The sequence below is a fragment of the Amycolatopsis sp. cg13 genome, assembly GCF_041346965.1.
Taxonomy (GTDB): Bacteria; Actinomycetota; Actinomycetes; order Mycobacteriales; family Pseudonocardiaceae; genus Amycolatopsis.
In genome coordinates, this window is record NZ_CP166848.1 from 315179 (window position 1) to 334239 (window position 19061).

Here is a 19061-nt window from a genome sequence, read left to right on the forward strand (position 1 = left end):
TCCGGTTTCGGACAACGGCGGACGAAATCGTATAACGCCCTATACACTTCGGCGGAGGAGTGGCGACCCGGATGGCTGGGACCGCGGTGATCGTCGGGCTGCGGAGGCGATCGTCGCTGACGAGGTCGCGGACATGTCCGTCGCGGCCGTCGAAGATTCGGGCACATCGGACGAACGGAGTCCGAGGCGATTGTGCATTGCCGCCCCGTGCTTGTAATTTGATCGCGCTGTCGGCGGGAATCCGTTGACGAAAATCGTCCCGCGTGAACTGCCAGCGCGAAAGTTCCCAGCATAATTCGATAAAAGCAGCGAAAGGCACTTTTCAATGCGGAATAGTTTTCGATCAAGGCGAAGAAGGTTGCTTTTCGTGCGACAGGCGGCGGCTGGTGTCATGTCGCTGCTGGTGTTCTCCTTGGTGCAGTTCGGCGCCGCCGACGCCGCGCCTGCCGGAAGCACGGCCCCGCCCGCCCCGGCCGCGGACACAAACCAGTCCCCTCAGGTCGGGCCGCCTTTTACTTTCACCACGACGGACGACTGCCAGACCGTCAAAGCCAAGATCGCGAACCACCTGTTCGGCTCATCGGGTCAGGTCGCCTGCATCGTCCGGGCAACGGCGGATACATCGCCCGCCGACGGAACAATTCCGGCCCCTTCGTGAGGCACGGAAAACGGGGTCCTCGAAACGGCGTCGTCGCGTTGGATAAGTTCTACTGCCGGGCGATCGAGGAAACCCCGTTCTGAGTGACGACCCGCTAGCCGAGGCCAGGAGGAACGCGTGACCAAGCCGGTGAGGACAGCGACCGCTGAGCTGTACGTGGACTACGGCCACTTCTGCGTCACGGACTACGCCGCGGATGTCCCCGAACTGGGCCCTGCCTACGCCAACGGTCTCGTCGGGACGGATTCCGGCGGGGCGGCCGTCCTGACCGGCACCGCGACGGGCAAGGTCAGCGTGACCTTGCACGTGCTCGAGGCCGAGCCCGGCTCGGTCGAACCCGACGGCTGGGACGAAGTCTCCGAGATATCGCTGGAGAGCGAAGAGGGATTCGTTCTCGTCCACAACATGATGGACGGCCCGCCGCGGGAACTCGACGAACTGGCTTACGTGGGGCCCGGCACCTACCGGGTGTGCGTGCACGCCCGCGGCCGCGACATCGCCCCCCGTTACCTTTTTCGTGGTTCCTGATCAAGGAGCTGTGGTCGCCAGGCTCGGCATGACTTTGTCCCCCTGTCGCAGGCATGATCCGGGGGGTGGTGTCACCGGGTCTGGTGGCATCGACCGACCGCTGATAGGGACACGGCCGCCGGAAAGGCAGGTCTCGTCGTAACGTGGGTGCCGGCGCTCGATGCCTGACCGGCGACCACCCGGGACTCGGCGAAAGACTTGGTGATGAGCAGAAGTTTCGGGGTGTTCCTCGGCCTGGACGTCGGCAAGGACGCCCATCACGCGGTCGGATTGACCACCGAGGGCGAGCGGTTGCACGACGGGCCGCTGCCCAACAGCGAACCCAAGCTGCGGGCGCTGTTCGACACGCTCGCCGTCCACGGGCCGCTGCTGGTCGTGGTCGATCAGCCCGCGACGATCGGGGCATTGCCGGTCGCGGTCGCCCGCGCCGCGGGTCACCAGGTGGCCTATCTGCCCGGCCTGGCGATGCGCCGCATCGCCGACCTCTATCCCGGACGCGCGAAGACCGATGCGCGGGACGCGTTCGTCATCGCCGACGCCGCCCGCTCCCTGCCGCACACCTTGCGCCCGGTCGACGTCGGCGACGACGCGCTGGCCGAACTGGACGTGCTGATCGGATTCGACGACGACCTCGCCGGCGAAGCCACCCGGATCGGCAACCGCATCCGCGGCCTGCTCACCGGCATCCACCCCGCTCTCGAACGCGCCATCGGCCCTCGGATCAGCCATCCGGCGGTGCTGGAAATCCTGTCCCGCTGCGGCGGCCCTGCCGGAATCGCCAAGGCCGGACGCCGCAAGCTGACCGCGATCGCGAAGGCCCACGCGCCCCGCATGGGCGAACGGCTGGTCGAGTCGATCACGACCGCGCTGGACGAGCAGACCGTCACAGTCCCTGGCACCGCAGCCGCCGACACGGTCCTGCCCAGACTGGCCGACAGCCTGAAAACCGTTCTCCAGCAACGCAAACAAGTCGCCGAGCAGGTCGAGGAGATACTCGATGCGCACCCTCTTGCCGGGGTCCTGACATCGATGCCCGGCATCGGCGTCAGGACCGCAGCCCGCATCCTGCTCGAAATCGGCGACGCCTCCAGCTTCGCCAGCTCCGCACACCTCGCGGCCTACGCGGGCATCGCACCGGTCACCCGCAGCTCCGGGTCCTCGATCAAGGGCGAACACCCTGCCCGCACCGGCAACCGCAAACTCAAGCGAGCGTTCTTCCTGGCTGCGTTTGCCGCCCTGTCCGACCCGACCAGCAGGGCCTACTACGACAGAAAGAGAGCAGAAGGCAAGAAACACAACGCTGCGCTGATCTGCCTCGCACGACGACGCTGCGACGTCCTCTACGCCATGCTCCGCAACGGCACCCACTACCGCCACCCCGAACCCGCCGACCAGCCCGCTGCGGCTTGACAACCACATAGGGACACCCCCCCACTTCAACGCCGACACTCCCAACGAGCACTACCTGATCTCCGTATGGCCGGCGCCGGAAGCACCGGCGACCGTCTACAAACAGACCGACAAGTACGGGCACGAAGTCCGAGCCCGAGCAACGAAGCGGCAGGCGAACGCCGCCGACGGGTAGCCCGGGAACTCGGAATCCTGCACCAGAAACCTGGCGTGCCCGTCTCAGAACCGCATGTCGGCTGCGGTCGCCATGGCGTCCCCCGCCGGAAGACGCCCGGACCGCCGTGTTGAGATGACAACGTGATCACTGGCCCCGGCGGATTCCTGCTGCTCGTGCTGGCCGGGGTCGGGGCCGGGCTGACCGGCGCGACCGCGGGCCTCGCGTCGCTGGTGTCGTACCCGGCGCTGCTGGCCGCCGGGCTGCCGCCGGTGATCGCGAACATGACCAACACGGTGGCGATGCTGGGCACGACCGCCGGGGCCGCGGTCGGCGCGCGCCCGGAGCTGGAGGGCCAAGGCCGTCGGCTGCTGCCGTTGTGCCTGATCACCACGGCGGGCGGGGCGTGCGGCGGGCTTGTGCTGCTTGTCAGCTCGCCGGACGCGTTCACCGTCGTGGTGCCGTGGCTGATCGGCGGCGCGTCGATCGTGCTGATGGCCGGTCCGCGGCTGCGGCGGATGGCCGAGCACAGCGAACATCGGGGGATCGGCCCGCTCACCGGGATCGCCGCGTTCCTGGTCGGCGTGTACGGCGGGTACTTCGGGGCGGCGGCCGGAGTGCTGATGCTCGCGCTGCTGACGACGGTGTGGAGCCAGTCGCTGGCCCGCACGAACGCCGCGAAGAACATCGCCACCGGCACCGCGAACCTGATCGCCGCGCTGGTCTTCGCCTTCACGGGCAAGGTCTACTGGCCCGCGGCGATCGCGGTGTGCCTCGGTTCGGTGGCGGGTTCGTGGCTGGGGTCGGTGCTGGTGCGTTACCTGCCCGCGACGCCGCTGCGGATCGCGATCGGGCTGGGAGGGCTTTCTTTGGCGGCGGTGCTGGCTTGGCAGGCGTACTCGGGCTGAGTAACAGGCGGCTGGCCGGTCGCGACTGCGGGGCAAGACAGAGAGGCTCCGAGGTGACTCAGCCGACCGAGTTTGACTATGCCACTGCCAACAGGGCGCTTCGACTGCTCCAGCGCGCACACGACCGATGGCTGCAAGATCTCGCCATGTTCGACGGTGCACGTTTCGAGGACGGGCTGACCCGCGAAGAGGCGGGTTTTCTGCTTCACGGCGGAGCCGTGGAGGTGCTGGTGTGGGTGCGAGGACTGTCTGACTGGTGCAAGAACATGCCGGGCTACAGCGCTGGGCATATGGCCGGAAAGCTGGCTGGGGCCCGCTACGCGGTGAACCGGTCGATCCATCAGCTGCTGGATTTCGCCGAGGTGGCTGGCGCGATGCGCTTCCCGCTGCGGCTTGGCCAGAGCGGCATCTTCAACACTTTCGCCGAGATCCGTTGGGCAGGCGAACAAGCGCTGCCTCTCGAAGGCAGCGAGCGGCGGGACCAGCTCCGGCTGCGCAAGGAGTATCTGGAGCATCTCGCAGGCCAGAACATCGCGGAGACGCTGAAGTCGCTCCGCGTTTGGTTCGAGGAGCAAGTCCCCGCAGCGGGTACGCGGTCACGATGAAGACCCGCTCCTGAACGGGAGCCGCTCGTCGACGCCCGTAGATCATCAAGCGGAGTCAGCTACCAGCCCAGCCAGGCTGGTGCGCTATCTTCCGCCACGCCACCGCACGCACTCCGCACAGCAGTTTCGGCGCGGCAAACCAAGAGAGACTGACGCGCAGCCGCACAAACGGGCATAGTCGGCGGGGTACCCGAGCAGGAGGACAGATGAGCATTGTCGGCACCCGGGTGGTGCGCGTCGAAGACGAGAAGCTGATCACCGCGGGCGGAACGTACGTCGACGACCTCAAGGAAGAAGCGCTCGCCGGCGCCGTGCACGCGGTTTTCGTGCGCAGCCCGATCGCGCACGCGCGCATCGCCGGGATCGACGTGGAGGAGGCCCGCACCGCGCCGGGCGTCGTCGGCGTATACACGGCGGCGGACCTCGACATCGGACCGGGCAAGGCCGGGCCGGTCGCGGAGCCGTTCTTGGCCAAGGACGTCGTGCGGTACGTCGGCGAGCCGGTGGCGCTGGTGCTCACCGAGGAGCGGTACCAGCTCGCCGACGCGGCCGAACTGGTCGATGTGGACTACGACCCGCTCGAAGCGGTCGCGGATTTCGACACCGCGCTCGCCGGGGAGACGCTGGTGTTCCCGGACCACGGCAGCAACGTGGTCCACTCGAACGGCCCCGAGGAGTTCGACGATTCGGTGTTCGAGGGCTGCGAGGTCGTCGTCACCGAGGACATCCTCAACCAGCGCGTGGCCCCGGCCCCGGTCGAGCCGCGCGGCGCGTCCGTCGCGTGGGGCGAGGACGGCCGGGTCACGTTGTGGCTTTCCACGCAGAACGCGCAGATCGGCCGCAGCATCGTGGCCGGCGGGCTCGGCATCGGCGAGGACCGGGTGCGGGTCATCGCGCCGGACGTCGGCGGCGGGTTCGGCGCGAAGATCGGCGCGGATCCGGAAGCGGTGCTGCTCGCCTGGGCGGCGCGGCGCGCCGGTCGCGCGGTGCGGTGGGCCGAATCGCGCAGCGAGAACCTCACCTCGATGACGCACGGCCGCGCGCAGCGCAACACCGTGACCATCGGCGGCAAGCGCGACGGAACCGTGCTGGCGTACCGGCTCGACGTCCTCCAGGACACCGGCGCGTACCCGCGGGCGCTGTTCCTGCCGACGCTCACCGAGATGATGGCCCCGGGCGTCTATCGCTTCCCGGTGGTCCAGACCCGCAGCCGCGGCGTGGTCACCACGACGACGCCGATCGCGGCCTACCGCGGCGCGGGCCGGCCCGAGGCGACCGCCGCGGTCGAGCGTGCGATCGACCTGTTCGCCGCGGAAATCGGGATGGACCCGGCCGACGTCCGGCGGGTCAACTTCATCCGTCCCGAGGAATTCCCTTACCAGACACCGACCGGCGGCTCTTACGACACCGGCGAGTACGCGGCGGCGCTCGACAAGGTGCTCGACGCGGCGGGATACGCGCAGCTGCGCGAAGAACAGCAGAAGCGCCGCGACGCCGGCGATCCGGTGGCGCTGGGCCTCGGCATCGCCTCCTACGTCGAGATCACCGGCGGCGACGCGGCGGGCGAGAGCGGCCGGGTCGACGTGCACCCGGACGGTTCGGTCACCGCGTGGACCGGCAGTTCCCCGCACGGGCAGGGGCTCGGGACGTCGCTCGCGATGCTGCTGTCGGACCAGCTGGGCGTGCCGCTGGACAAGATCACCGTCCGGCACGGCGACACCGACGAGGTCCCGCGCGCGATCGGCACGTTCGGCTCGCGGTCGCTGCAACTCGGCGGTTCGGCGATCCGGCAGGCCGCCGAGGAGGTCGTGGCGCAGGCCCGCCAGGTCGCGGCGGAGCTGCTCGAAGCCGCGCCGGACGACCTGGAGCTGGACGTCGAACGCGGCGTCTGGCAGGTCCGCGGCGCCCCGTCCAGCACGACGCTCGACTGGGCCCGCGTCGCCGCCGAGGCGGACGGGTTCACCGCCGACGTCTGGTTCGGCGACGGCGCGCCGACGTTCCCGTTCGGCGCGCACCTCGCGGTCGTCGAGGTGGACACCGAGACCGGCAAGGTCGAGGTGCGCCGGCTGGTCGCGCTCGACGACGCGGGCCCGATCGTGAACCCGCTGACCTTCCGCGGCCAGCGGCACGGCGGGCTCGGCCAGGGCATCGCGCAGGCGCTGCTCGAGGTGATGAGCTACGACGCGGACGGCAACCCGACCACGGCGACGCTGGCCGACTACTCGTTCGTCACCGCGCCCGAGCTGCCCGATTTCGAACTGGTGGACATGGAGACGCCGACGACCCGGAACCTGCTGGGGGTCAAGGGAATCGGCGAGGCGGCGACCATCGGGTCGACGCCGGCGGTGCACAACGCGGTGGTCGACGCGCTCGCCCACCTCGGCGTGGCGCACCTGGACATGCCGACCACCCCGCTGCGGGTGTGGACGGCCTTGAACGACGCTAGGAAGGCGAACTGACGTGCGGGTCTCGATCGAGGTGAACGGGAAGACGGTCGAGCAGGAAGTGCCCGACCGCACCCTGCTCGTGCACTACCTGCGGGACACCGCGGGCCTCACCGGCACGAACATCGGCTGCGACACCACGTCCTGCGGGGCGTGCACGGTGCTGCTCGACGGCGAATCGGTGAAATCCTGCACGGTGCTGGCCGCGCAGGCGGACGGGCACGAAGTGACCACTGTGGAGGGTCTGGCCTCAGGAGACGGCCTGCACCCGGTGCAGCGCGCGTTCCGCGAGCAGCACGGCCTGCAGTGCGGCTTCTGCACGCCCGGCATGATGATGGCGACGGTGTCGCTGCTGAAGGAAAACCCGAAGCCGACGCGCGACGAGGCCCGTGCCGCGCTGGAGGGCAACCTCTGCCGGTGCACCGGGTACCACAACATCGTCAGCGCCGTCATCGACGCGTCCGGGCAGGAGGTGGCGCGGTGATCCCGGCTGGGTTCGCCTACCGGCGTGCGTCCACTGTGGACGAGGCGCTCGCGTTGCTCGCCGAGCACGGCGAGGACGCGAAGCTGCTCGCGGGCGGGCATTCGTTGCTGCCGTTGATGAAGCTCCGGTTCGCCGCGCCGGAGGTCGTGGTGGACATCGCGCCGTTGCGGGAGCTGAAGTTCGTCCGGACCGACGGCGACGAGGTGGTGATCGGGGCGTTGTCCCGCTACCACGACCTCGAGCACGACCCGGTGCTCGCCGAGCACGCGCCGCTGATCGCGCACGTGTCCGGGTCGGTCGGCGACCCGCAGGTGCGCCACCGCGGGACGATCGGCGGATCGCTGGTGCACGCCGACTCGGCGGCCGACCTGCCCGCCGCGGTCCTCGCGGCGGACGGCACGCTCGTCGCGCGCGGGCCCCGGGGGGAGCGGCGGATCCCGGCTGCGGAGTTCTTCCTCGGGCCGTTCACGACGCCGCTGGAACCGGACGAGTTGCTCACCGAGATCCGGCTGCCGAGTCAGGCCGGACTCGGCTGGGGCTTCGAGAAGTTCACCCGCCGGGCCATCGACTGGGCGATCGTCGGCGTCGCGGTCACCGGGCGTTCGGTCGGCCTGATCAACATGGGCGGCACTCCGCTGCGGGCGTCGGCCACCGAACGCGCGCTGGCTGACGGAGCCTCTGCGGCGGAAGCAGCGAAACTGGCCGCGGAGGGCACTTCGCCGCCGGAAGAGCCGCACGCCACGGCCGAGTACCGGCAGCACCTCGCCCGGGTCCTCACCGGCCGCGCGCTGTCCGCCGCTGGCATCGCCTAGCCGTCCGTGAGGGGAACCCTCAGGGAATCTGATTCCCTCAGGGTTCCCCTCACGGCTTTTCCGGGACCGGAAAGCGACGGCCGATTTCCGCCAGCGGCGCACCGGCGGCGGTAGCCAGACTGGGCGATGTGAACACGACTTTTCCTACCCACACAGCGATCGAGCCCGGAATCCTGTACTTCGGCACGCCGGTGGTGCTCATCTCGACGTCCAATGAGGACGGTTCGGCCAACCTCGCCCCGATGTCGTCGGCGTTCTGGCTCGGCTGGCGCGCGATGCTCGGCCTCGGCGCCCGCTCGAAGACCACGCTCAACCTCCTGCGCACGCGCGAATGCGTGCTGAACCTGCCGTCCTCGGCGATGGCCGCCGCGGTCGACCGGCTCGCGCTGACCACCGGGTCCGACCCGGTGCCGCCGCGCAAGGAAGAACGCGGCTACTTCCACGTCGCGGACAAGTTCGGCCGCGCGGGGCTCACTCCGGTGCCGTCCGAGACGGTGGCGCCGCCGCGGGTCGCCGAATGCCCGGTCGCGATGGAGGTCGTGCTGGAGTCCGTGCATCCGTTCGCCGAGGACGACGAGGCGCAGCGCGGCGGCATCGTCGGCCTGGAGGTGCGTGTGCAGCGGGTGTTCGTGCACGACGACATCCGGCTGCCGGGCACCGACGACCACGTCGACCCGGACGCGTGGCGGCCGCTGATCATGAGCTTCCAGAAGCTGTACGGGCTCGGGCCGCAGGTGCACGAGTCGACGCTGGCGCGGATCCCGGAGCGGATGTACCGCTCTCCGGACATCGAACGGGCGCGCGGCGTCTCCTGACGCCGTGTCCACTGTGGAGCAACGAACCGGCGAAACGACGGCGAAGGACAGAAGAACAACTCGGTAAGACCGGGCACGGCAACGGGCCGCCGCGATCCGCGGCGGCCTTTTGTCGGCTTTCTCGCACCCGGGAATTTCCGTCGCTTCCCGGCCGCGCGTCAAGCGGCGCGCACGGCGAAACCGCAGGTCGTGTCTGTTCGGACACGGCCCTCGGTACATTGGGGCAGCAGTCCCCGTGGTGATCACCGGCCCCCGCCGGACTGATAGTCTTTCCCCATTGCGAATCCCAGGCACGGCAACGCAATTCGGCGTCACTCACAAGGGTGCCGAAGCGGCCGTGCCCGACCCGGCTGTGGGAAGGATGCCCTCGGGATGGCGGACAGGTTCGAGTTCGTTCTCGACGTCGTCGAAGCTTTGGTGGTCGGGGAGGCGACCGGCGGGAACATCCGCCAGTTCCCGCTCCGGATCGGCACCGTGCCGGCGGAACCGGAGCGGTACGTGCGGGTCGCGAAGATCGTCAACGACGCGATCGAGGAGCGCAGGCTCTCCAGCGGCGACGAGCTGAGCCCGTACGTGCGCACCGCTTTCGAGCTGCTCGCGAAGCCGCGGGTCTCGGTCGCGGTCAGCGGGATCGACGGCCTCGGCGCGGACATCGCGGTGGTCGCGCTCACCGACGGCAGGCAGGCGCTCGGGATCACGCAGGACCCGAAGACCGACAAGCTGCTGTTCTCGCTCTTCGACGACGAAGAACTCGTCGAGGTGATCGCCGGCGTGCTGCCCCAGGCGCGCCCGGCCAGCACCGGCGCGCACACGATCCGCCAGGCGGCCTCGCAGGAGGTGTCCGCGATGACCGCGCGCCGCCGGGCCGAGGCGGCCGAGGATGAGGAAGAGACCGACGCGTTCGGGATGATCGAGGTCAGCGGGCGCGTGCAGCCGCGCCGCCCGGACCCGCGGGTCTCCCGCCCCGCCCCCGGCGGGGTCGAGGTGCTCGAACGCGTGCTGGCGCAGCCGCGGCTCGGCGGCGGGCACATCGCGGTGAGCGGCTGGGGCCGCCACGGCGAGCGGCGCGGCGGCGACCCGATCGGCTGGCTCGACACCGCCGACGGCCGCTACCTGATCAAATCCACCGTCAGCGACGCCGGCGACTTGACCGCGGAATACGTGCCCGCCGGGCACCGCGAGCTCAAGCGCGCCGTGCAGCAGGCGGTTTCCGAGGTTTACTGACCATTCCCCCGCAAGCGGCGACAGTTCACGAGGAGAACGAGGTCCCGATGACCGACGAGGCACCGATGGCGATGGAAGCGAGGGTGGCCCCCGAGGCCCCGGTGGGCTTCTCGCTTCCCGCGCGCCAGCTCAAGACGCTGGCCGAGCGCGGATCGTTCGCGGTGGACGACAGCACCGGCGACAAGATGATCGCCGCGCTCCAGGGCGTGCTCGACGCACTGGAGGCGCACGTGCAGCTGATCGAGAAGATCGCCGGGGTCCCGGCGATGTCGAAGAGCCCGGCCGGGATGTTCGTCAGCAAGCACATGGCCGAGACCGCGCGCGACCAGCAGGGCCTGGTCACCCAGCTGCAGGCGGCGCACAAGGAGTTCCCGACCTACGTCGAGGCGATCAAGCTCGCGAAGAAGAACTACAAGGAGCGCGAGCACACCTCCAGGGAAACGTTCGAGCGCATCCACCGCACCGCGCAAGAGCAGGGCTGAAGGGGAGACCAGTGGCCGACAAGAAGCAACCGACCGCCGAGTCCGTCTCCGATCCGTCCTCGACGGACTACGACCCGGGCAACACCGCGCTCTACAACCCGACGCTGGACCCCTCGTCGAAGTACTACATCGGCCCGGTCCGCCCGGACGACGTGGCCTCGGGCGACCAGCTGCGCCAGGACGCCACCACGAAGATCGACGCGATCTTCAACGGCTGGCTGCTGCCGAACGTCCAGGGGAAGGCGCGCGACCAGCTGATCCAGGCGATGTACCAGCGGAACCTGGAGGAGTCGAAGAAGCATCTCGGCAAGGACCTCGAGATGCGCGACCCGGGCGCCGCGCCGCACACCGACTGGAAGAACGCGACGCACGAGCAGATGATCGACGCCATCACCACGCACGCGGACCCGGCCGGGGTGGCCGAGTCCTCGGAGGCGTGGGTGAGCCTCGGCAACGAGCTGGCGACGCACCAGAAGAACCTCGGCGACGCGATCAACGCGAGCACCTCGAACTGGAAGGGCGACGCCGGCGACGCGGCGCGCGTGCACCTCGCCAACGTCGGCAAGTGGCTCGGCACCACCGCGCAGGGCGCGACGCTGACCGGGCGCCAGCAGGAGGTCCACTCCCAGGCGCTCAACGAGACGCAGAAGGCGATGAACGCCAACCCGCCGGTGAAGTTCTCGGCGCAGGACGCGAACAAGGTCCTGATGACGATCAAGGACCCGACCGCGTACGTGCTGGCCTACTCCTCGGCGATGAAGACGTACAACGACCAGCAGGCGGCCCGGGACCAGGCCGCGCAGATCATGACGCGGTACGACCAGACGATCGGCGGCGCGGTCGCCACGCCGCGGTTCGCCGAGCCGCCGAAGCTGCCCGCCGAAACGGACCGGTGGCGGCCCACGACGCAGGGCACCCCGATGAAGCCCGGCGGCGGCGCGGGCGCTCCGGGCGGGGTGCGGGTCGGCCCGGACGGCCGCCCGCTCGGCCCCGACGGCAACCCGATCGGCCCGCCCGGCACCACGGTCGGCCCGAACGGCCAGCTCATCGGCCCGGACGGGCGTCCGCTGGGTCCCGACGGCAAGCCGATCGGCCCGCCGGGGACGACAGTGGGCCCGAACGGGCAGCCGATCGGCCCCGACGGACGGCCGATCGGACCGGACGGCAAGCCGTACGGCCCGGGCGGCGGACCCGGCGGCGGCGGACCGGGCGGGGTCCCCGGAGGCCCCGGCGGACAGAGCCCCGAGCGCAGGTTCGATCCCGCGTCGCTGCAGATCCCGCAGGGCGGCCCCGGCGGAGCCACCGGCGGACCGGGCGGCGTCCCCGGCGGGCCCGGCGGCTCGTTCCCGTCCATCCCGGACACCAACCCGGATTCGACCAAGGCGCAGGGCTTCACCCCGCCGAACATCCCGCCCATCCCGGGTCCCGGCGGCGGCAACCCCGGCCCCGGCTTCACTCCGCCGAACATCCCGCCGATCCCCGGCGGCGGCAACCCCGGCGGCACCGGCCCCGGCTTCAACCCGCCGCCCATCCCGTCCTTCCCGACCGGCAAGGACGGCGACCCGTACAAGCCGACCCCGTACAAGCCGCAGCCGTTCAAGCCCTCGATCCCCGAGGGCCCGGGCGGGATCAAGCCGTTCAACCCCGGCAAGATCGGCCCGGACGGCAAACCGCTGTTCCCCGGCGGCGGCACCGGCCCGAGCGGCGAGAAGCTCGGCGGCATCGGCAAGGTCGGCGGCGTCAACGGCGAGAGCATCAGCAGCAGGCTCGGCGGCGGCGCGGGCGGTCTCGGCGGAGCCAAGGGCGGCTCCGGCGGCGCGTTCAGCGGCGCGGGCGGCTCCGGTGCGGCCGAGGAAGGCGTCGCCGGGCGCGGCGGCCCCGGCTCGGGCGGCGCCGGCGGCAAGGGCGCGACCGGCGCTCCCGGCATGGGAGCCATGGGCGGCGGCAAGGGCGGCAAGGGCCCAGAGGACAAGGAACACAAGGTCGCGAGCTTCGTCGAGTCGGACGATCCGTCGTTCTTCGCGCCGGACGAGGTCGTCGCCCCGCCGGTGATCGGCGACTGGAAGAACAAGGACTGGAAGTGAGGCGGCGATGAGCGGAGGCGCACAGGGGTTCCGCGTAGAACCCGACGACCTCGTGGCGCACGCGAGCCACCTGGACGGCCTGGTGGACCGGCTGAACACCGCGGCGCAGGCGGCGAACTACGCGATGTCCGACGACGCGTACGGGCTGCTGTGCGCTTTCCTCCCGCCGATCATCAACCCGACCGGCGAGAAGGCGAAGGAAGCGATCAGCGGGGCGATCGAGGGCGTCCAGGCGACCTCGGACAACGTCCGGACCGCCGCGAAGTCCTACCAGGAGGGCGACGAGGGGCAATCGAAGCCGTTCAAGAAGGTCGCGACCGAGGGGATGCTCAGCAAGACCGACAGCGGGGAGCTCAAGGAGCGGTTCCGTGTCGGCGGCGTGCAGGCTCCGACCGGGCAGAACGCGCCGTTCAACCGGGACGGCGTGCCCGCGGAGGCCCGGTACGACAGCGCGGAGCCCTTGCAGCCGAAGCAACGGGTCGACGTCGCGCAGCCGGTCGACCGGGGCGTTTCGCCGGGCGAGGCGTAGCGAAGCGGTGGCGCTCTCGCGGCGCCGCGGCGGGCGGGTACCGTCGACAGATGACGGTGCCCGTCGCGGCGAGGATTGGACCCGCCCGCAGGCGGCGCGGGTGACGGGATTCGAGGAGAACGAAAAGCATGACCAGCGCGGGTGGGCTGGGCGACCTGATCAGGGACCCCGACGACGCAATCCGGCGAATGGACGAATGGGCGGCCGGGTTCGCCCGCAAGGCGGAGCGCTACGCGGCGGCCCAGCAGGAAACCGAACAGCTGCGGCTGACCGCGACGAGCCCGGACGGGACCGTCAAAGTCACCGTCGGGGCCGACGGGGTCGTGTCCGACCTGGTGTTCAGCTCCCGCACGCGCACCATCCCGCCGGAGGAGCTCTCCAGGATGGTGCTCGAGACCATGCGGAAGGCGCAGTCGGGCATCACCGACCGCGTGGCCGAGGTCATGGGCCGCAGCCTGGGCGACGAGGACCCGGACACCCGTGCCGTCATGCTCGATTCGCTCCGCAACCGCTTCCCGGACCCCGACCCGGACCCGGCCGAGCAGCAGGACAGCGCGGAGGAACAGCCGGAGCCGCCCGCCAAGACGCCGCCTCCCGCAGGAGGCGCGCCGCGTCCGCCCGCGACGCCGCCCGCGCCGGGCGGGCCCGCTTCGCCGCCGCAGGGCCGCCGTCCGGGCGGGATCGATCCGGACGAGCAGGACAACAATCCCTGGTGACTTTTGGTGCGCTCCGGCCTTGTCGGCCGGGGCGCACTGTCGTTTGTGGACGGTCCGATATGGACGCGGCGGGGCGGGAGGTGGACGCGGCGGGGCGGGAGCGGTCCGCGGTCGGCCGAGCGGATCAGCGCCGGTGCCGCGGGCAGTCTGGTCTCATGTGGACTCCGGCTGACGGAACCGGTCCGCGGCCAGCGGTGCGGATCAGCGCCGAGGGCCGCGCCCCGGAGCAGGGTCGGCGGCGGGAGTGCCCGGTCCGATGTGGACCCTGGGCGGATCGGCGCTGGCGGCGCGATGAGGGCCGTGCACCCTGAGCCGGGTCGGCGGCAGCCGGGTCCGATGTGGACTCCGGGCTCACAGAACCTGTTTGCGGTCGGCGAGGTAGCGCAGGTAAAGCAACGCCAGTATCGCCCCGCTGACCAAAACCTGGCCCCACTCCGCCGGGTTGGCGTAGGACGGGCCGCACCAAGCGGGCTGGTCCTCGTCCGAGAGGCACGCGAGGCCGGGCCCGAGTGCGAAAAGCGGCAGACCCTTCAGAAACACCCCCACGGCCAGCACCCCGAACGCCACCAGCACCTGCACCGACCGCCGCGACACCGCAGACCCCCTTCGCCAGAACACGAAGAAGATCGCCGGAACCCGCCGGGTCGTTACCCGATTTGCCGGATTGTCAGAGCTGCGGCAGCGGGACCTCGGCCGCCAGGTCTTCCGGGGCGGAAAGCCGCCACGCCTCGTACACGAGTTCGGCCAGTTCGTCGGCCTCGATGCCGCTCAGCTGCACCACCACCCAGCCGAACCCGCTGGAGGTGAACTGCTCCTCGAAAACGTCCGGGCGTTCCGCGACGAGCGCCTGCTGTTCCGCGATGGTCTGCTTCAGCCCGACCGTGTCGGTGCGCGGCCAGTGGTAGCCGAAGCGCTTGCCGCGCACGCTGAACGACGTGTAGTCGCGGCCGCTGCCGCGTTCGACCTCGCGCAGCTTGCGGATGATCCGTTCGAAATCCTTGCTCGGCACCGGTCCTGGCCCCCTCCATCGTGGACTCCGCCATCTTACGGCGGCGGATCCGGCGGGTTCGGCTTACGGTGGTGCGCGGAGGTGCCCGAATGTCCGAACCGTCCCGCGGCATGCCGCCCGCGATAGAGCCGATGCTGGCGTCGCCCGACGGCGGCACGCTGCGCGACGATCCGGCGTACGCCTACGAGTTCAAATGGGACGGTTACCGGGCGACCATGCGCGTCGCGCCGGACGGGAGCACGTTGCTGACCAGTCGCAACGACAACGACTTCACCACGAGGTTCCCGCAGCTGTCCGGCGCGCTCGGCGACGCGCTCGGCGGCCGTCCCGCGGTGCTCGACGGCGAGATCGTCGCCCTCGACGAGCACGGCCGCCCCGATTTCGGGCTCCTGCAGAACCGCACCTGGCAGGCCGTCGCGTACTTCGCCTTCGACATCCTGAGCCTGGACGGTGAAAGCCTGCTCGACGCGCCGTACGAGGAGCGCCGCGAGATTCTCGCCGAGATCGAGCCGCCGGACCGGCAGCTGGTCGCGATCACGCCCTGGTACCGGCACAGCGACCTCGCCGAAGACGGCATGACCCCGGCCGGCCTGCTCGATGTCGCGCGGAAAATGATGCTCGAAGGCCTGATGGTGAAGGCCCGCGCGTCGCGGTACCACCCGGGACGGCGCAGCCCGGAATGGCTGAAACACCCGCTGGTGCAGACGACCGAGGTGATCCTCGGCGGCTGGCGTCCGGGCCAGGGCCGCCGGGAGGGCACGATCGGCGCGCTGCTGCTCGGCGCGCACGACCCGGATTCGGGGGAGCTGCGGTACTTGGGCGACGTCGGCACCGGCTTCACTGACGCGATGCTTCAGGACCTTCAGGCGCAGCTGGTTCCGTTGGAGCGCAAGACAAGCCCGTTCGCCGACCAGGTGCCGCGCGACCGCGCGCGCGGTGCGCATTGGCTGAACCCGGAGGTGGTCGGCGAGGTGGTGTACCGCCGCCTCACGCCGGGGGACGGCCGGTTGCGGCATACGGCTTGGCGGGGGCTACGTCCGGAACGGCGTCCGGACGAGGTCGAGGTTCCGGCGCGGTGAACCGTCATCCAGGAACGCGCGGCCAGGCCTAGGCGGACTCGGCTGCGCGTCCGAGGACATCCTTACTCGGCTTGCCGCAGCCCAGTAATCAGCAGCGCGGCCAGGCGGCGCGCGTCGTAGCTGTCGTCGGCTTCCGCGCCGATACACAAGTTCCCCACGCCCCGCATCAGGTGCACCGCCTCCAGGTCGGTGTGGATTTCCCCGGCCTTCGCGGCGGCATCGAGCAACTCGGTGCACACCGGCACAAGCCGCTCCAGGAAGTACGAGTGCAGGGCCTCGAAGCCGCTGTGGTCGGATTGCATGATCCCGGCCAGCCCGTGCTTCGTGACGAGGAAGTCGACGAACAGGTCGATCCACTGCGCGAGCGCGGCGTGCGGGGAATCGTTGTCCGCCAGCAGTTTCGGCCCCGCGTCGGCGCACGCTTCGACCTGGTGCCGGTAGACCGCGATGATCAGGTCCGCGCGGGTGGGGAAGTGCCGGTAGATCGTGCCGACGCCGACGCCCGCCCTGGTCGCGATGTCGCGCACCGGTGCGTCGACCCCGGATTCGACGAAGACCGCCGACGCCGCGTCGAGCAGGGTTTTCTCGTTGCGCCGGGCGTCCGCCCGTTTCGCGCGGGCTCCCGCGTTCTCACCCACGTGCCACTCCCTCCGCGTGCCGCCGGTGGACAATCGGAACAGTGTTCCGTATAGTTACCGGAGCAACGTTCCGTTTGCTCATGATGCCAGATCGGGCCGCCGGCCACCACACCCTCGCGCCCGACGGCGAAAGAAGGTACTCCCATGTCCGCAGTACAGCTCTCGGCTCCGGTCGTCTCGGTCAAACCGGTGCGGCTCGACGCGCCGGGCCGGGGCGAGGACCTGCCGGTGCGCGTGTCCGCCCCGGCGACCGGACGGGACCTCCCGGTGATCGTGTTCTCGCACGGCTTCAGCCAGTCCCTCGACAGTTACGCTCCGCTCGCCGACTACTGGGCCGCGCACGGATTCGTTGTCGTGCAACCGACTCACCTCGATGCGCGGACCCGCGCCCTGCCCGCGGAAGACCCGCGCACGCCGAACATCTGGCGGCTGCGCGTCGACGACCTCCGGCACGTTATTGACCAGCTGGACACCGTCGAAGCTGCGGTGCCTGGGCTCAGCGGGCGAGTCGACCGCGGCCGGATCGCCGTCGCCGGGCATTCCTGGGGCGCGCAGTCGGCGAGCATGCTGCTGGGCGCGCGCATTGTCGAAGCGGACGGCAGCATCGGCGAGGATCTGTCCGATTCGCGCGTGAGCGCCGGGGTGCTGTTCGCGCTCACCGGCATCGGCGGCGCGGACCTGTCGCCGTTCGCGGCTGAGCATTTCCCGTTCATGAGCCCGAGTTTCGACGATCTGAAGGCTCCCGCGCTGTTCATCGCCGGGGATCAGGATGATTCGATGCTGTCCGTGCGCGGCCCGGACTGGTTCACCGACGCCTACCGGCTCAGCCCGGGGGAGAAGAGCCTGCTGACGCTCTTCGGCGCGGAGCATTCGCTCGGCGGTATCTCGGGCTACGAGCACAAAGAAACCACCGACGAAAGCCCCGAACGCGTCGCGCTGCAGCAGCGGCTGACCACAGCGTACCTCCGCAGCGCGCTCATCCCGGGCGACGACAGCTGGTCCCGGATCGAGGACAGCCCGCTCGGCCGCGTCGAATCGCACGAGTGAAAGGACTTCCCGCGATGACCACGAAACCGCGGTTCGGCATCATGACCGCGCCGATGCAGACCAGTTACGCCTCGCTGCAGCAGGTGTGGCTCGATGCGGACGCGATCCCGTCGATCGCGCACGCCTGGCTGTTCGACCACCTCCTGCCCATCGCGGGAGAACCGGACGGGCCGATTTTCGAAGGCTGGTCACTGCTTTCGGCCCTGGCCGCGCAAACCGAACGGCTGCGGCTCGGGCTTTTGGTGACCAGCAACCGGTTCCGCCCGCCGGCGATGCTGGCGAAGATCGCCGCGACCGTCGACATCGTGTCCGGCGGACGGCTCGACTTCGGTATCGGCGTCGGTTCCCGGCCGAGTCACCCGCTCGCTCGCCGGGAGTACGAAGCGCACGGCCTGCCGTACCTGGAAACCGCCGACGCGGTGGGCCGGTTCGCCGAGGCGTGCACGGTGATCCGGAAGCTGTGGACGGAGGACAAGCCGTTCGATTTCGCCGGTCAGCACGTTCAGTTGACCGGTGCGTTCGGCAATCCGAAACCGGTGCAGCGCCCGCACCCGCCGTTCGTCATCGGCGGCCGGGCCCGCGCGACGCTGCGCGTGGTCGCCGAGCACGCCGACGTCTGGAACATCCCTGGCGGGGACATCGCGGACGCCGTCGAACGCAGCGCGATGCTGGACGGGTACTGCGCGGACATCGGCCGCGATCCGGCGGAGATCACACGCTCGATCCACCTGCCGGTGTCTTACGACCAGCCCGCTAGGACCCGGTCGGCGGTCGGGGAGGCGCTGCAGGCCGGGTTCAGCCATGTCGTGCTCGGGCTGCCCGCGCCGTACCCGGTCGGGGCCGCGCAGTGGGTCGCGGATGAGCTGATCGCCAAGGCGGGCTAGGCGCTTTCAGCGGGCGGCTCGCTGGAGCCGGAGCTGACCGATCTCCGCGACGTTCTTCATCAATTCGGCGTTCGCCCACGCGATCAGGTGTCCGATGGTGCGCCGGGGATCGCCGTCCGGCTGGAACGGGACGGCGGCGGCCAGGTCGGCGTCGGTGAGCCGGTCCAGCGCGGCAAGCCACTCCGTACGCAGGCCGCGGAGCCAGTCGATAGCCGGTTCGCCCGGGCCCGGCCAGTCGAGGTCGCTTCGCGGTGAGCGGCCGCAGACCTGGTCGAGGGCGGCGCTCCACCACCAGCCGAGGTGCCAGCTCAACCAGGCGACGGTGGGCGCCGGGACGGGGTCGGGCTCGCGGTCGGCGAAGTCCGGCGTCCAGGTTCCGTCTTCGGCCTGGTGCATCGTCCAGCACCGCGCGGCGGGCTCCCAGAGGAAATCGGCGGGTTCGAGCCGTTCCAGGTGGTACTCGAACAGCGACCAGGCGAGGTCGAACTGCCAGCGCTGCAGTTCGAGGAACGAATCGGACATCGGCCGACCCTGGCACACCGAAAGCGCCG

The 19061-nt window shown here is 70.4% G+C and carries 20 protein-coding genes and 1 pseudogene; 17 read left to right on the forward strand and 4 right to left on the reverse strand.

Annotated elements, in window-relative coordinates:
- The first annotated feature begins 367 nt into the window (after positions 1-367).
- The 14 genes and pseudogenes from AB5I40_RS01255 (at position 368) to AB5I40_RS01320 (ending at position 13853) form a co-directional block, all read left to right on the forward strand.
- Positions 368-658: a hypothetical protein gene (locus AB5I40_RS01255; protein WP_370936551.1), complete on the forward strand. Its 291-nt coding sequence runs from the start codon at positions 368-370 to the stop codon at positions 656-658.
- A gap of 117 nt (positions 659-775) precedes the next feature.
- Positions 776-1186 (forward strand): hypothetical protein, encoded by a 411-nt coding sequence (locus AB5I40_RS01260; protein WP_370936552.1) that lies wholly within the window; start codon positions 776-778, stop codon positions 1184-1186.
- A 204-nt stretch (positions 1187-1390) separates the two neighbouring features.
- Entirely contained in the window at positions 1391-2596 is a 1206-nt protein-coding gene (locus AB5I40_RS01265; RefSeq protein ID WP_370936553.1) for an IS110 family transposase, read from the forward strand.
- Between the two features lie 297 nt (positions 2597-2893).
- The gene (locus AB5I40_RS01270) at positions 2894-3658 is read left to right on the forward strand and encodes a sulfite exporter TauE/SafE family protein (RefSeq protein ID WP_370936554.1); all 765 of its coding nucleotides are present in this window, start codon (positions 2894-2896) and stop codon (positions 3656-3658) included.
- 53 nt (positions 3659-3711) lie between these two features.
- Complete coding sequence (locus tag AB5I40_RS01275) at positions 3712-4263, forward strand: hypothetical protein (RefSeq protein WP_370936555.1); 552 nt, start codon at positions 3712-3714, stop codon at positions 4261-4263.
- Positions 4264-4469: 206 nt separating this feature from the next.
- Complete coding sequence (locus AB5I40_RS01280; RefSeq protein ID WP_370936556.1) at positions 4470-6722, forward strand: xanthine dehydrogenase family protein molybdopterin-binding subunit; 2253 nt, start codon at positions 4470-4472, stop codon at positions 6720-6722.
- Between the two features lies 1 nt (position 6723).
- Entirely contained in the window at positions 6724-7191 is a 468-nt protein-coding gene (locus AB5I40_RS01285; protein ID WP_370936557.1) for a (2Fe-2S)-binding protein, read from the forward strand.
- The gene (locus tag AB5I40_RS01290) at positions 7188-8003 is read left to right on the forward strand and encodes a xanthine dehydrogenase family protein subunit M (RefSeq protein WP_370936558.1); all 816 of its coding nucleotides are present in this window, start codon (positions 7188-7190) and stop codon (positions 8001-8003) included. Before AB5I40_RS01285 ends, AB5I40_RS01290 begins: the two co-directional genes overlap by 4 nt.
- Positions 8004-8131: 128 nt before the next feature.
- Entirely contained in the window at positions 8132-8818 is a 687-nt protein-coding gene (locus tag AB5I40_RS01295; protein ID WP_370936559.1) for a flavin reductase family protein, read from the forward strand.
- A gap of 372 nt (positions 8819-9190) precedes the next feature.
- Positions 9191-10042, forward strand: coding sequence for an ESX secretion-associated protein EspG (locus tag AB5I40_RS01300; RefSeq protein WP_370936560.1), 852 nt, complete (start codon positions 9191-9193; stop codon positions 10040-10042).
- A gap of 47 nt (positions 10043-10089) precedes the next feature.
- Complete coding sequence (locus AB5I40_RS01305) at positions 10090-10524, forward strand: hypothetical protein (RefSeq protein WP_370936561.1); 435 nt, start codon at positions 10090-10092, stop codon at positions 10522-10524.
- Between the two features lie 11 nt (positions 10525-10535).
- The gene (locus tag AB5I40_RS01310) at positions 10536-12608 is read left to right on the forward strand and encodes a hypothetical protein (protein ID WP_370936562.1); all 2073 of its coding nucleotides are present in this window, start codon (positions 10536-10538) and stop codon (positions 12606-12608) included.
- 7 nt (positions 12609-12615) lie between these two features.
- Positions 12616-12915, forward strand: a pseudogene (locus tag AB5I40_RS01315) (type VII secretion target); the annotation flags it as partial.
- 350 nt (positions 12916-13265) lie between these two features.
- Complete coding sequence (locus AB5I40_RS01320; protein ID WP_370936563.1) at positions 13266-13853, forward strand: YbaB/EbfC family nucleoid-associated protein; 588 nt, start codon at positions 13266-13268, stop codon at positions 13851-13853.
- 351 nt (positions 13854-14204) lie between these two features.
- Here the strand turns inward: AB5I40_RS01320 and AB5I40_RS01325 are convergent, their stop codons facing one another.
- Positions 14205-14447 (reverse strand): hypothetical protein, encoded by a 243-nt coding sequence (locus AB5I40_RS01325; protein ID WP_370936564.1) that lies wholly within the window; start codon positions 14445-14447, stop codon positions 14205-14207.
- Between the two features lie 73 nt (positions 14448-14520).
- Positions 14521-14862: an MmcQ/YjbR family DNA-binding protein gene (locus tag AB5I40_RS01330; RefSeq protein ID WP_370936565.1), complete on the reverse strand. Its 342-nt coding sequence runs from the start codon at positions 14860-14862 to the stop codon at positions 14521-14523.
- Between the two features lie 89 nt (positions 14863-14951).
- Between AB5I40_RS01330 and ligD the strand changes: the two genes are divergently transcribed.
- Positions 14952-15941, forward strand: coding sequence for a non-homologous end-joining DNA ligase (ligD, locus tag AB5I40_RS01335; protein ID WP_370936566.1), 990 nt, complete (start codon positions 14952-14954; stop codon positions 15939-15941).
- Positions 15942-16003: 62 nt separating this feature from the next.
- On the opposite strand, the gene AB5I40_RS01340 is transcribed toward ligD, so the two are convergent.
- Positions 16004-16579 (reverse strand): TetR/AcrR family transcriptional regulator, encoded by a 576-nt coding sequence (locus AB5I40_RS01340; protein ID WP_370936567.1) that lies wholly within the window; start codon positions 16577-16579, stop codon positions 16004-16006.
- A gap of 144 nt (positions 16580-16723) precedes the next feature.
- Between AB5I40_RS01340 and AB5I40_RS01345 the strand changes: the two genes are divergently transcribed.
- Together AB5I40_RS01345 and AB5I40_RS01350 are read left to right on the forward strand one after the other, a co-directional pair.
- Positions 16724-17626 carry an alpha/beta hydrolase family protein gene (locus AB5I40_RS01345; protein WP_370936568.1) on the forward strand — a complete coding sequence of 301 codons (903 nt, stop codon included), beginning with the start codon at positions 16724-16726 and terminating at the stop codon, positions 17624-17626.
- A 14-nt stretch (positions 17627-17640) separates the two neighbouring features.
- Positions 17641-18510 carry an LLM class flavin-dependent oxidoreductase gene (locus AB5I40_RS01350; RefSeq protein ID WP_370936569.1) on the forward strand — a complete coding sequence of 290 codons (870 nt, stop codon included), beginning with the start codon at positions 17641-17643 and terminating at the stop codon, positions 18508-18510.
- A 6-nt stretch (positions 18511-18516) separates the two neighbouring features.
- Here the strand turns inward: AB5I40_RS01350 and AB5I40_RS01355 are convergent, their stop codons facing one another.
- Positions 18517-19032: a DinB family protein gene (locus AB5I40_RS01355; protein WP_370936570.1), complete on the reverse strand. Its 516-nt coding sequence runs from the start codon at positions 19030-19032 to the stop codon at positions 18517-18519.
- Between the last annotated feature and the right edge of the window lie 29 nt (positions 19033-19061).

Bases quoted from the DNA above. Each gene is read 5' to 3' on its own strand.
- AB5I40_RS01265 (WP_370936553.1), top strand. From the start codon at position 1,391: ATGAGCAGAAGTTTCGGGGTGTTCCTCGGCCTGGACGTCGGCAAGGAC.
- AB5I40_RS01280 (WP_370936556.1), top strand. From the start codon at position 4,470: ATGAGCATTGTCGGCACCCGGGTGGTGCGCGTCGAAGACGAGAAGCTG.
- AB5I40_RS01300 (WP_370936560.1), top strand. From the start codon at position 9,191: ATGGCGGACAGGTTCGAGTTCGTTCTCGACGTCGTCGAAGCTTTGGTG.
- AB5I40_RS01305 (WP_370936561.1), top strand. From the start codon at position 10,090: ATGACCGACGAGGCACCGATGGCGATGGAAGCGAGGGTGGCCCCCGAG.
- AB5I40_RS01320 (WP_370936563.1), top strand. From the start codon at position 13,266: ATGACCAGCGCGGGTGGGCTGGGCGACCTGATCAGGGACCCCGACGAC.
- ligD (WP_370936566.1), top strand. From the start codon at position 14,952: ATGTCCGAACCGTCCCGCGGCATGCCGCCCGCGATAGAGCCGATGCTG.
- AB5I40_RS01345 (WP_370936568.1), top strand. From the start codon at position 16,724: ATGTCCGCAGTACAGCTCTCGGCTCCGGTCGTCTCGGTCAAACCGGTG.
- AB5I40_RS01350 (WP_370936569.1), top strand. From the start codon at position 17,641: ATGACCACGAAACCGCGGTTCGGCATCATGACCGCGCCGATGCAGACC.
- AB5I40_RS01355 (WP_370936570.1), bottom strand. From the start codon at position 19,032: ATGTCCGATTCGTTCCTCGAACTGCAGCGCTGGCAGTTCGACCTCGCC.